The 13564-nt window shown below is 62.8% G+C and carries 6 protein-coding genes; 1 reads left to right on the top strand and 5 read right to left on the bottom strand.

Annotation, left to right across the window (positions count from 1 at the left end; translation table 11 throughout):
- Positions 1-21: 21 nt before the first annotated feature.
- On the bottom strand, positions 22-4182 hold the full coding sequence (locus BV071_RS20710) for a LamG-like jellyroll fold domain-containing protein (RefSeq protein ID WP_035611424.1): 4161 nt from the start codon (positions 4180-4182) through the stop codon (positions 22-24).
- A gap of 901 nt (positions 4183-5083) precedes the next feature.
- Positions 5084-7726 carry a PQQ-dependent sugar dehydrogenase gene (locus tag BV071_RS20700; protein ID WP_035611420.1) on the bottom strand — a complete coding sequence of 881 codons (2643 nt, stop codon included), beginning with the start codon at positions 7724-7726 and terminating at the stop codon, positions 5084-5086.
- Between the two features lie 265 nt (positions 7727-7991).
- On the opposite strand from BV071_RS20700, the gene BV071_RS20695 reads away from it, so the two are divergent.
- Positions 7992-10265: a glycoside hydrolase family 2 gene (locus BV071_RS20695; RefSeq protein WP_035611418.1), complete on the top strand. Its 2274-nt coding sequence runs from the start codon at positions 7992-7994 to the stop codon at positions 10263-10265.
- 75 nt (positions 10266-10340) lie between these two features.
- On the opposite strand, the gene BV071_RS20690 is transcribed toward BV071_RS20695, so the two are convergent.
- The 3 genes from BV071_RS20690 to BV071_RS20680 form a co-directional block, all read right to left on the bottom strand.
- Positions 10341-11087: a hypothetical protein gene (locus BV071_RS20690; protein WP_035611416.1), complete on the bottom strand. Its 747-nt coding sequence runs from the start codon at positions 11085-11087 to the stop codon at positions 10341-10343.
- Between the two features lie 23 nt (positions 11088-11110).
- Positions 11111-11689, bottom strand: a complete 579-nt coding sequence (locus tag BV071_RS20685) for a YSC84-related protein (RefSeq protein ID WP_052573680.1) — start codon at positions 11687-11689, stop codon at positions 11111-11113.
- Between the two features lie 198 nt (positions 11690-11887).
- Positions 11888-13324 carry an arylsulfatase gene (locus BV071_RS20680; RefSeq protein ID WP_035611414.1) on the bottom strand — a complete coding sequence of 479 codons (1437 nt, stop codon included), beginning with the start codon at positions 13322-13324 and terminating at the stop codon, positions 11888-11890.
- Between the last annotated feature and the right edge of the window lie 240 nt (positions 13325-13564).

Below are 13564 nucleotides of genomic sequence, written 5' to 3'. Positions count from 1 at the left end.
CACAGATGAAAGGCAGGAGAATCAGGGCCGGGTGATGCGGAGGCGCAGGAACTTCAGCGGATCTGCTGACGGCGCGAGGCTGGCTTTGATCACGCGGGTCACGCCGTCGTCCGAGATGATCTGCTCGCTGACAGTGGCGGGCACCCATTCACCGAGACCTTCGCTTTGGACCACGGTGTAGGTGATGTCCGTGGCCGCGAGGTTGCGGCGATAGGTGAGGGCGAGGATGCCGTCTGCATAGGAGAGCTGCGGCCCGAGCTGGTAGTCCGAAAGCGCGGGATCGGTGTTCATCCCGTACTCGAGGAGATTGTTCATGCCGTCGCCCTCGGAGTCGACGTCGTCGGCAGAGATCAGCGGGTTGTTCGCCTCGGCCGCGAATTTGCCGAAGCGCCAGGCATCCATGGGCAGGTCTTCGATCGTGACCGTGGCGGGAGGCGAGGCGATGTAGTAGCTGCCGCCTTTCACCAAGCCGAGCTGCACGGTCTCCGGGCCCTCCGCGATGGTATCGGCCAAGGGCGTCACCGCGATGGTCGCGGAACTCGCGCCGGCCGGGATGGTCACGCTGTCACCGATAAGGGCGTAGTCGCTGCCGCGGGTGGCACTGCCAGCGGACGCAAGGCTCACGGTCAAGGGCGCTGCCGTGGAGGCCAAGGCGCGGCTCACGGTAAACTGGCCGGGAAGGAGGCCCGATTCCTTCGCCAACAGAGTCGTCGCGGACATGGAGACCGAGGCATCGGGATTATCGATCGCGGCGATCTCGGCGGCGGAAAGTGAACGGTTGAAGAGAGCGACCTCATCGATCCAGCCATTGAAGGTGCGGCTGCTGCCGCTGGTGTCCTGGCCGATGCAGGTCAGGCCGTTGAATTCCTCAATGGCGTGAGAAATCCCGTTGGTCGCGGAGACCAAGCCGGTGCCGGGATCCATGTAGATCTTCGCCTGGCCCGGCTCGACCACCAAGGCCACGAAGGTCCACTGGCCATCGGGCGGAATGAGACCGGAATTCCAGTTGTAGCTGCCGCCCGTGTCATTCCAGGTATAGCGGAGTTCGTTGCTATTCCCGAAGGTCAGGCCGGCAACGGTATTTCCGGCGCGGCTGAAGACGATGCCGGAGAAGGAGGCCGCATTGCCGCTGCGCTTTACCCATGCGGTGATGGTGACCGTATTCGAGTTCAGGTTGAGCGCGGGGATCGTGACGCGCGAACCGTTGCCGTTGAACTTGTAGGCGGTGTTGTTGGCCTCAAGGGAAGGAAAGGCCGCGGGCCGAGGCCCCGCTTGATTCACGGTCAAGGAGCCAACAAAGGTGCCGTTGTTAGATCCCACGGAATCGACGGCGGTCGGGCCCGCGGTTTCGTTCAAGCGCCAGTAAGCCAAGGGGCCTTGCACTTCGACCGCGCGCCGGAAGCCGGTGCCGGCGGGCTTCGTCGCCAGGGTCGCCGGATCACTGGTGAGGGTGGTGGTGCCATCGGAGATGATCACGCGATAGCTGCCGGCGTCCGCGGCATCGACCTGCGGGAGGGTAAGCGTGGCGGAAGTCGCACCGGGGATATCGGTCTCGCCGCGCTGCCACTGGAAGCTGAGCGGCTTGGCGCTGGCGACGGTGGCGGAGAAGTTCACGGTCGAGCCCTCATACACCGTGCGCGACTGCGGCTGTGTGGTGATCTGGAAGCCGCTGCCAATGCTGGCGAGGCTGACGTTGTCGAACTTCCACCAATGGGGATTCGGATTCGTGCTCGGCCGTGCTAGGGTAAAGAGGCCGACATACATCTTGGCAGCAAATGGCGTAGCCATGGTGCGGGTGCCGACCTCCGTCCAAGTAAGGCCATCGGTAGAAAGGGAAGCAGTGAAAAGCGTTCCGGCGCGCTGCAGCTTGAACCAGGTGTAGTTGCTACCGAGGTTTGCACCCACGACCGGGCCACCGGCATTCTGGTCGTCGCTCGATTGCAGGCGGGTGGAGTTGCCGTTCTCCTTGTAGAGAGCCACGAAGCGGCTGCCGAGTTCCGAACCCGGACTGGGCGAGAGGTTCTCGCGGAACATGATCCCGCCATTCCACGAGGTGTCGAAGCCAACGGCATCGAACTGCGAGCCATTTGCGGAGCCGGTCACCGGCTTGCCCGCGACATGGGCGATGATCGTTTCATCGCCGCTGATCTCCTGCCATGCCATGTTCATGCCATCGCCCACGAGCGACCAGGTGCCGGCATCGTAGCCCGCGGCGGACTGGAAGGCGTGCTGGCCGATGGCCGAGAAATTCCATGGCGAAAGCACCGGCTGCACCGCGGTGACATCAATGGGTGGGGAATCGATGGAGAAGGCCGAGCCTGCACCATAAACCAGCCGCGCCTTGAGATGATTCGCACCGCCGCCGAGGAGGGCGGGAGTATTGAAGGGTGAACTGGTCCCCGTCCTGGTCGCCCAGACCGTGTCCTTGTTGAAGAAGCGCACGGAGTTCAGGGTCTGGCCATTCGCACTCACATTCGCCGCCAAGGGCGCAGCGGAGGCTGGAATGATGGCGCCCGGGGATGGTGAGGTCAGCGTGACCGAAGGCTCGCCTCCGGACGGCAACCGCGCCCAGCAGGCTTCCTTCATCAAGGTCTTCGCGAGGCCCGGACCCTCCCATGAGAGACTGAGCTGATCGTTGTCGCCGGAAGTGGAGGAATTCTTGAAATACTGCAACTCCACGGCGTGAAGCCCGGCCTTCAGGCCAAGCGTGCCGCCCGCCTCCGAGCCACCGGAGTGCACGCCATCGTTGGTGATCACGGGACTGCCATCGATGAGCAGCTTGCTGCCATCACAGGAAGCGAGGGAGAACATCCACAGGCCGTCCGCCGGGACATTCACGTAGCCGCTGAACTGGCAGGCATAGGAGGTGTGCTTCTTCCTCACGGTGAGGTCCGGCATATTCACCGCACCCTGCATCTTGAGCGTGGAGCCCGCCAGCGAAGCGAAATCGGGAAGCGCCGACAAACTAGTTTCATAGTACTTGTAGCCCAGGCCCGGAACCGTGCCGCCGGGAGTGACAGCATCCGCAAGCACGGCCGCAGCGGCACTCACGACTGCCGGCGTGGACTGGCGGTCGAAGATATCGGTGATGGTCAGGCGCACGGTGCTGCCCTGCCCCGGTGTGGTGACGACACACTCGCGGACATCCGGATCGATCTTCGCCAGCGTGAAGGCCGGCGTGCCCGAAGTATCCGGCGAAGGGAAGACCTCCACCTTGTAGGAAAATTGCGGCGCACTGGTGGCTGGCAGATTCCACTTCACGTGGACCTGTCCGGAGCTGCCCTCCGCCGTGACGTTGTCCACCACCAGCGGATCGAAAGTCGGATTGGCAGGCGTGCTCAGGGTGTAAGTCATCTCCACCGCACCCGGGCCCATGTTGCCGGTATAGGTCGTGCCGCTGCAGGTCTCGAAGAAACCCACGGTGCCATCCTCCATCGTTCCCGAGGTCCCCTTCTCGGTGGCCTGGCGGGTCGAAGGGCGGAAAGTGGTCGCTGGCTTCCAGCTGCCCTTGCGATAGTAGATGTTCTTGAACTCCGCGCGGCGCGGGTTGGCATTGCCGTGGCTGAAGTCCTCCAGGAAGCCCGACATCGTGCCGTCGAACTTGGTCGCGGCGAAGGGAACATTCATTGTGGCGATGTGGTTCCACTGGCCGGTGACGCCATCACGCAACCATTGGCCGACCTTGCCTTGATTCGCGGGATTCCCGGTCGGCCGCCAGACCCGCATGGCGGAGGCGTACCAGACATTGGTGTTCATGTTGGCAAGGCCGGTGGTGGTCTCGATCTTGCCCGAGGCGCCCTCACCCACCGAGGGGACGTCGTAGAAGGGCGGATTCCACCATCCGGGAACCACGGCATCCCCCGCGCTCACCGGATTGCTGACCGGCCAGAAGCTCCAGATGTAGCCGTTGTTCCGCGGCGTGGAGGAGCCGGTGGCCACGGCGGAATCGTAGGTCGTGCCGGAATAGAAGAAGACGCTGTGGCCGGACTCATCCTGGACGTTGTTGTAGTAGCGGGCGTTATAAGTGCTCTGGGCCCAATAGGGATAGCGGACCTCCTGATAGAGGATGTCGGAGCCTGCCTCGGTGTTGAAGTTGTAATACTCGGCGGCTGCCTTCCCCACGAGCAAGAGAGAGGAGAGGGCAAGGCCTAGGGAGGAGACACACGAAAGCTTGGATTTCATGCAATTTTTGAGTTTTAACGCCGAAACTCGCGAGAAGTCGCAGAAATCTTTCGCTTGTAAAGGCCGCAGGTGGGTCGGTGCGTGAATGTCACGAGGGCGAGCGGCCGGGGATTCCCTTCGCTGGACCTTCTTTTGACGATCACGGCAGGGGTGGGAGATAGGCTCCTTCGTGAAGATCCTCTGCTTCCTGCAGAGCATCGTCCCCATCAGGAACAGATGGGGGCACTGGGAACTCGGTGCCAGCGGGTGGCACAGGTGCTGCGAAAGCAGAAATGCAATCCACTACGACTATGTCCAACGTACCTGCCTATCCCAAAAGCCCCTTGCTGGAATCCAACGCGGCGAGCGAGGCCCCCCGCCCTTCCATGGCAGCGGCGGACCCGCGCCCTTTCGTGCCAGCACGCGACCCCCGCCCCTTCGTTGCAGCAAGCGAACGAGACGAAGACAAGCAGCCCGGCAGCGAGCTGCGGATAGGAATCGATGAAGGGCTGTGGCACGCACGCCTCGGGGATATGATCGAGATTGCACCCGTGACGACCGTGATGGCAGTGGGCTGCGTGGGAATAGGGGCGGGCCTCGCGCTGCGGTGGCTTATTGCCCGATAAAGTTGCAACTTGCGGAGCAAGGCGGCTGATGGCGCGGAGAAAAGGCCGATTCCGTGAGGGACCTTTCCCCGGCTTCGTTCCTCGTGCCGGGCTATTATGAGCCGTCCCGTTGGGACGAAAAACCCCCGAGGGAAACGCCTTGGGTGAGTGTCATTCGAGGCTGTCTGAAAATCCGGATAGCAGGAACCTTCCTTAGGAAGCTACGATGAGGGTGAGGCGGGGATCTGACGATGCGGCTTGTGGCCGCCGAAGTGCGAAGGTCATAGACACCGCTACAGGTAAGGGAGCAGGTCGCTTCAGGGATCGAATTGCAGCCAGTCCAGGTTCATCAGGCCGCCCTTGCCGGGGTTGACGAAGACGACGACCAGATCGACGGAGCCTTTGACGGCGAGCGGGGATTTGAACTCGCGCCAGTTTGCCCAGGCTCCGGTATTCGGAACGTCCACCTTCGCGATCAGGGGACCATTGGCCGAGCCGTCGTGGAGTTCGATGCTGCCACCGACATTGCCGCTGGAGGCGCGGAAGGTCACGCCGCTGCTGGTGTCGAGTTGCACCCGGCCGAAGGAGATCCGGTGGCCGTGGTCGATTGAACCGACAAACTGGGCTTGGGAGCCTTCGCCACCCAGGATCTTCGCTCCTTCGACCTTGCCGGACTCGGCTTGAAGACGGCGCGGCAGCAGATGCAGCGTGGCGGTGGTCGCGAGCGGTCCCGCGGGTGACTTGCCGGTATCGGTATAGGTGGCCTCAATCACGCCGCCCTCCAGCGCCGTGTCCTTCGGCACCTTCAGTTCACCGCTCAAGCCGCGCATCAGCGATGGCGTGGCCTTGCCGGGCTCCAGCGAGAGGATCCAGCGGACGATGATATTGGCTTCATCGAGATTGATCTGCGGGTGCGGCAGCATACCGACCTCACCCCAGACGCCGGAGGAGCCCTTGATCACGCGCTGCACGGCGGGCTCCACGGCATCCGTCTTGCCGCGATAGCGGCTGGCGATATCGAGCAAGGGCGGGCCGACCAGCTTCTGGTCGACCGAGTGGCAGTTGAAGCAGTCATTCTGCTTCATGAGTGCCAGGCCGGTCTCCACGCCGGCATCCTTGTTAGAGGACTTCCATGCGGCATTGACCAAGGTGCGGTAATCCATTTCGGCGGCCTTCTGGCCACTATCGCCGTCCTCCGTATCATGAACCGCGAGCTGGTAACGGAGTGCCTGACCCGGATCGATGAAGCTGCCTTCCACAGGTTCCAGAAAGCGGACTTCCGGCAAGTGGTTGCCCACGGTCGCGGCGACGGTGGTCTCCGCGAGAGCTCCCTGCGGATCGGCGACCTTCAGCTTGATGCTGTAGTTGCCGGGTTGGGGGATGGTGACGCTGGCCTTCACTCCGGAGCCCACCACTTTACCACCCGGCTCCACGCTCCATTGGTAGCGCAGCGGCTGGCCTTCGCGGTCATAGGACTCCTCCGCGGAGAGGGCGACGGTGAGCGGCTCGGGGCCGCTGGTATTCTCCGCCTTGATCTTCGCCACCGGATCGAGGTTGCCGGACTGGAAGGAGATCTTCACCAGCTGCGCGTCCTTGTTCGCGCCCCAAGTCTCACCGTAGTCCATCACGTAGAGCGCACCATCGGGACCGAAGCACATGTCCACCGGGCGCTTGATCTGGAAGCGCCCGCTCTTGTCATCGGCGCCCTGGGCCAGGCGAATGACATTCGTGAAGGGCTCCATCTCCTTCAGGCCGCCCTTGTCATCGAGCCGCAGCCAGAACATCCCCGGCCGCTGCCAGTCATAGAAAATAATACTGCGGTCATAGTAGGCCGGGAAGCCGCCGCTCTTCGCGAACTCCGGCTTGTAATGGAAGACGGGGCCGCCGCAGGCCGTCCGACCGCCGCCACCGAGCAAGGGGAAATCCTTCGTCGGCCGGCCGGGATACCAGATCATGGGCGGCTGGACCGGCGGCAGCTTCTTGAGGCCGGTGTTGTTCGGGCTGTTGTTGAGCGGAGCCGCAGGATCGAAGGCCGCGCCCGCCTTGTTCGCAACGAAGTCGAACTCGTGGTAGAGTTCCTTGCCGCGCGAGTAGGGCCAGCCGTAGTTCCCCGGCCGGGCGACGCGGTTCAGGGTATCGAAGCCGTTCGGCCCGCGGTCGGCACGGGTCTCGCCGGAATCGGGGCCGACATCGCCGACGTAGAGCACGCCGGTGGCCGCATCGATGGAGAAGCGCCAGGGATTGCGGAAGCCCATGGCGTAGATCTCCGGGCGGGTGCCCTGCGTGTCTTTCGGGAAGAGGTTGCCATTGGGGATCTCGTAGCTGCCGTCGTCCTTCGGAAGGATCCGCAGGATCTTGCCGCGCAGGTCATTGGTATTCGCGGCGGATTTCTGGGAGTCCCAGGGGCTGCGGCCGTCGCGTTCATCCAGCGGCGAGAAGCCGTCCGAGCCGAAGGGGTTGGTATTGTCGCCAGTTGAGATGTAGAGGCAGCCGTCCGGACCGAAGCGCAGGGCGCCGGCGTGGTGGCAGCACTCCTTGCGCTGCTCGGCGTAGGTCAGCAGGTCCTTGCGACTCGCCATGTCGAGCTGGTCGTCCTTCACCTCGAAGCGGCTGAGGATCTGGCCCTCGAAATCCGGGGGCGAGTGGAGGAGATAGATCCGGTGGTTGGATGCGAACTTCGGATCGAGGGTCATGCCGAGCAGACCGTTCTCCATTGCGTTGGTGACCTTCAGCGATCCGACTTCCTTCATCGCGCGGGTCTTCGGGTCGAAGACTTTCACCTTCCCCGCGATCTCGTTGAAGAAGATCCGCCCGTCCGGCGCGAATTGCATCTGCATCGGCTGCGGCATTCCCTCGAGCAGGGACTCCACCTTGAAGCGATAGTCGGGTGGGGCTTCAGCGGCGGGCGCCGAACCCAGCAAGGGCAGCAGAAGGAGGAACAGCGCGGGATGTTTGGTCATGATCGACCGGCGGAACGGGAGGCTTGGCCTGCCCCTTTCAGCGATCCCCGATAGTGGGGACAAGGTGGAGTGCGGAAATATTTCCCGGGTTGGGAAAGAACTTGCGGGAGGGGAGATCCAATCGTGTTTAGCTGATTTCCAGATCTCAAATCCCCCAGCCCGCTGGCAGGCCCGGGAGCACTCCTGCGGCAGAATGTCACAAAGAAGACGGAAGATTCGCCCATCAAACGCGTATCACGGGCCAACTTTTCGCCATCCCCATTTTATGAGAACGCTGAGAATACCCCGCTGGCTGATGCCTGCCGTGGCTGCGGCTGCCGCCCTCCTGCCCGCGATGGCCGGAGCGCAGCAGACCACCGCCGCCATCTGGAAATACACGACCGACAAACCCGCGAAGGGCTGGGAGGCCCCGGGATTTGACGACGCTGCCTGGAAATCCGGCCCCGGTGGCTTCGGCGGCAAGGAAGGCGAGAAGCGCGCCCCGGGCGGGGTGGTGAACACCGAGTGGACGACCAACGACATCTGGCTCCGCCGCGGCTTCGAGCTGAAGGAGGTGCCAACGAATGCGGCGCTCTTCATCCACCACGATGACGAAGCGGAGGTCTATCTGAACGGCAAGGAGATCCGGAAGTTCGAGAAATACTCGACCTCCTACTTCTTCGTCCTGCTGGATGCTGCGGAACGCTCCGCACTCAAGACGGGAGAGAATCTGATCGCGGTGCACTGTCATCAGGGAAGCGGCGGCCAATACATCGATGCGCATGTGGTCGACTTTGATTCCCCGCCGGACCTGCGCAGTCTGGTGGGCAGCGATGGTGCGGTGCGCTCGCCGCTGATCACGCCGTGGGGTGAGAAGGTCACCGCGGAGAATGCCTGGCGCGAGTATCCGCGGCCGCAGCTCCAGCGGAAGGAGTGGACCAATCTCAATGGCAAGTGGGACTATGCGATCACCAACCTGCGGGTGAAGGCTCCGCAGACTTGGGCCGGCAAGATCCTGGTGCCCTACCCGATCGAATCGAAGCTCTCCGGCGTGAGCCGCATGTTGCAGCCGCATGAGGCGCTGTGGTATCGCCGTCCGATCGAGGCGAAGGCCAAGGAAGGGAAGCGCACCTTCATCCGCTTCGAGGCGGTGGACTATAAGACCACGGTCTGGTGCAACGAACAGGAGCTCGGCACCCACACCGGCGGCAACTTGCCTTTCAGCTACGACATCACGGACACGCTGAAGGACAGCGACAACACCATCACGGTGCGGGTGGAAGACGCGACCGGCGGCGCGCAGCTGCGCGGCAAGCAGGTGCTCGATCCCGGCGGCATCTTCTACACCCGCAACTCGGGCATTTGGCAGACGGTGTGGCTGGAGGAAGTGCCGGAAAAGCGCATCGAGGATCTGGCGATCACGACTGACATCGCGACCGGCGAGATCAAGATCGTGCCGAAGCTCATCGGCCTGGACTCCGCAAATACTTCCCTGCACGCGGAGGTGCTGGATGGCGGCAAGGTGGTGGCGGAATCGAAGGGCGGCCTGATCAAGATGAAGGTGCCGAATCCCAAGCTGTGGTCGCCGGACAGCCCCTTCCTCTACGACATCAAGGTGAGCATCCCCGGTGGCGATGAGGTCACCAGCTACACGGGCATCCGCAAGGTCGGCCGTGCGCAGGACAAGGATGGCAACTGGCGCTTCACGCTGAATGACAAGCCGATCTTCCACTGGGGTCCGCTGGACCAGGGTTGGTGGCCTGATGGCTTGCTGGCACCGCCGTCCGACGAGGCAATCGCATTCGAGATCAAGTGGCTGAAGGACGCGGGCTTCAACATGATCCGCAAGCACATCAAGGTGGAGCCGCGCCGCTACTACTACCACTGCGACCAGATCGGCATGCTGGTCTGGCAGGACCAGGTGAGCGGTGGCGAGAGCCCGCCGTGGACGAAGTTCGATCTCAATCCGAAGGATGCGGAGTGGAACGAGGACGACCATCTGCAATGGATGGCGGAGCTTGATGCGATGATCACGACCTTGGGGAACTTCCCCAGCATCGTGGTGTGGACGCCCTTCAACGAAGCGTGGGGCCAGCACCGCACCATGGAAGTGGGCGAATGGCTGGTGAAGCGCGACCCGACCCGCCTGGTGAACATCGCGAGCGGCGGCAACTTCTGGCCGGTGGGTGCGATCGCGGATCTGCACCACTATCCCGATCCGGGCTATCCGACGAACGATCCCCGCTACAAGGACTTCATCAAGGTGGTCGGTGAATTCGGCGGCCACGGCTGGCCGGTGAAGGATCACCTCTGGGATGAGAGCAAGGGCAATTGGGGCTACGGTGGCCTGCCGAAGAGCATCGAGGAATATCGCCAGCGCTACGAGAAGTCGATCCAGGTGCTGACCGAGCTCAAGGCCAAGGGCGTCTCCGGCGGGGTCTACACCCAGACCACGGATGTGGAGGAAGAGATCAACGGTCTGATGACCTACGACCGCAAAGTGCAGAAGATCTCTGCGGAGGATCTGAAGAAGATCCACGCGCCGCTGACGGCGGAGTGATTCAACGGCTTACAATAGCCTCAATGCAAAACGGCATTTCCCTTGCGGGAAATGCCGTTTCTTTTGCCGGGTTCTTCAGAAATTGAACACCAGACCGAGATTCGGGCCGCTGCTCACCACATCGTAGACGAAGCCGCTTTGATGATAGTCGACGGAGATCGCGCGGTAAGCCAGAGCAAGCGAGGTGCAATCGTTGAGACGGTAGCTGACCCCGGCGACGGCCTGCCAGTATTCCTCCGAAGAGACATCGAAGCTGCCGTAGTTGCCGCTGGCGAAGATGGTCCAGCAGTCGCCGAGTTGCTGGCGATAGCGGAGGCCGATGAAGGGATCCAGCCACTCCTGCGAACCGGAGGCCGAGCGGATCTTCACCGGCAAATTCGGGGTGATAAGGTCCAGGTCTGCATCGATGCTGCTCAGCGCGACACCGCCGACCAGATCGAGGCTGCTCGTCTCGCTACCATAAAACTCGAAGCCCAGCGAGAGCGAGGCCGTGACCTGATCCTCGCCCAGCCGGAGGTAGGACTGGCCGATGCCTCCTGGCGCTGAGGCGGAGACCTTCATCCAGATCGCATCCGCCGTGATCGACCACGGCCCCTTGCGCGCTTCGAAGGCGCCGCTCAGGCCGGCATCAAGTTGATCGAAGACGTCGCTGAAGGACATGTCCACATTGGCGGTGGGCAAACCAGCAACGCCGATGTTGCCGTCCAAGCCCATCATCGGGGCGTAGAGCGCCAGGGTGAATTCCCAGTCGGAAGAGTCCGTGCCGGATTGGGCGGACGCCAGTGTGGTGAGAAGAGACAGGGAAGCGAGAGCTGCTTTCATGAGTGCAGGAACTTGGATTCAGCTTAGCGGGCCGGATGGATACGGGTGATCTTCGAGCCTTGCAGCCCGAGCCCGCCCATGAGGCCAGTCTGATTAAAGAAGAAAGCGTAGGTGCCTTTGTCAATCGTGGTGGTGGAGAGCGAGCTGGCCTTGCCCTTGTCCACGATCACGAGGCTGGGACTGCTGCCAATTTCCCAGCCCTCAGCACGGTTGATATTCACGAAGGCCTCGCGGTCCATCAGGAAGAGGGCGTAGCCGTATTTCTGGACCCCGGCTTGCAGGCCATAGGACAGGCCGCCGGTCTGATAGAAGTCGTGGATGCTGCCATCGGGACGGACCAGGGCGCCGTTGCCACCCATGCCACCCAGCATGAAGCCGCCCTTGGTTATCGCCGGGAAGACCAGGATCCCCTTGGCGTGGGCGCCGAGCTGGCGGGCCTTCGGGTTCTGTTGATAGAGAGACCGCAGGGCGACGCGCGAGTCCGTGGCGATCTGCGAGGCGCTGGAACCACTGCTGGTCGGGCCGGTGGCACATTGGCTCAGGGTCAGGGCGGCGATGGCGAGTCCGACGGCGGTCTTGAGGGAAGAGAGGATCTGTTTCACGTGAGTGCTTATTGTCAGAGAGATCAGGAGAGTCGAGTCATGCGTTGGGCAGCGCGACAAGGAAATAGATAGAGGGAACGGAGTGGCGGGAGCCGAAACACCGGGCTGACTGCGTCCCCCCGGACCGCGGCCTGGCGACTTCGAGCTGCCTCCGTTCCCTCTGGCGGGTGCGGATATGATGAGGGTGAACCGAGCTTCTCAGGGTTCCGCAGTGGCAGCGTTATCTTCAGTGGGAATCGGCGCAGGCCCGAAGATCCCGCTGAAGACCGCCTGCATCGCGGTTTCCATGAAGAGCGGCTTGGCGGATTCCGAGGCGAGCTTCTCCAGACGCGCTTGCAAGGCCTTCACCTTCTCGGGTTGCTCCGTGGCAAGGTTGGTCGTCTCGTTGGGATCCTTCGAGAGATCGAACAGCTCGACCGAAGATGGCAACATGTTCTTCCACACCAACTTCCAAGGGCCTTGGCGGATTGCACCGCGGAAGGGCTCGACATTGTAGAGCATCTCCTCGCGTCCCGAGGGCTTGCCTGCCGAGATCGCGGGCCAGACATCGATGCCATCGAGCGGCTTGCACTTGGCGGTGGAGGCCTGCGCGAGCTTCGCGAGGGTCGGCAGCATGTCCACCACGTGGATGGTTTCCGTCGTTTCACCGGCAGTCACATGGCCGGGCCAATTGGCGAAGGCCGGGACGCGGGTGCCGCCTTCGTAAAGCGTGCCCTTGCCAGCCTTGAGTGGACCGTTGTCACAGGGCACGGTCTTGACCTTGCTCTCGCCGGTCATCGCCGCATCGCGGGTGCCGCCGTTGTCGCCGTGGAAGACGATCAGGGTGTCCTTGCGCATGCCCTTCTTGTCCAGCGCGGCGAGCACCTTGCCGATCTCGTCATCCATGCAAGTGATCTGGCCGGCGTAGGCGCGCTTGGTTTCATCGGCGATGCCCTTGTAGCGCTCGAGGTATTCCGGCGGTGCCTGATAGGGCGCGTGCGGCGCGGTGAAGGCGAGGTAGAGGAAGAGCGGCTTCGTGGTATCGTGGCCATCGATCAGCTTCACCGCATCCGCGCCTAAGAGTTGGGTCACGTAGCCCTCCTCCTTCACCGGCTGGTTGTCGCGCTGCCAGTCGAGCACATCGTGGGCGGAGTGAGTGAAGTAATCGATCTCCCCGAGCACCGCGCCGTAGTGGTAGTCGAAACCGCGCTGGCGGGGCCAGTACTTGCGGTCCGCGTGCCCCAGGTGCCACTTGCCGATCATGGCGGTGCGGTAGCCGGCTCCCTTGAGGACCTCCGGAAGGGTCACTTCATCCGTGGCCAAGCCATAGGTGCCCTTGCTGGGGATCACGATCGTCTGCAAGCCGTAGCGGCAGGGGTAGCGGCCGGTCATCAGGGCGGCACGGGTGGGGGTGCACATCGGTTGCACGTAGAAGCGTTCGAGACGCGCACCTTCCGCCGCCAGCTTGTCGAGATTCGGGGTCTTGATGTCGGCCGAGCCATGGAAGCCGACATCCTTCCAGCCGAGGTCATCGGCAACGATGTAGAGAATGTTCGGGGCCTTCTCCGCGGCATGGAGCGATGAGCCAAGAGCGGAGAAAGCGAGAACGCAAAGCGGCGCGAGCCAGCGCCGCAGGGGAAGGAACTTACGGATCATAGAGAGGGGAAAGACACTACAAGGCTGCCAAAACGCCTCCTTCCCCTGCTATCCGTTTTGCGCATAAATCCCGCCGTGGCCCGCTCTGTCACAGTCCCCCCCGGCTTCCGCCATCTGCATCGGATCATGACCGAACCGGACGAATTTGCCGACGCGGCCTCCGGCATCCAGCTCACCGTGGACTTCCAGAAGCGCCAAGAGCGCGCGTCCAGCGTCGAGCATTTCCAGAGCCCGGATTGG

This window comes from Haloferula sp. BvORR071 (assembly GCF_000739615.1).
In the GTDB taxonomy this organism is placed as follows: domain Bacteria; phylum Verrucomicrobiota; class Verrucomicrobiia; order Verrucomicrobiales; family Akkermansiaceae; genus Haloferula.
This window is presented reverse-complemented; position numbering and strand designations above follow the sequence as displayed.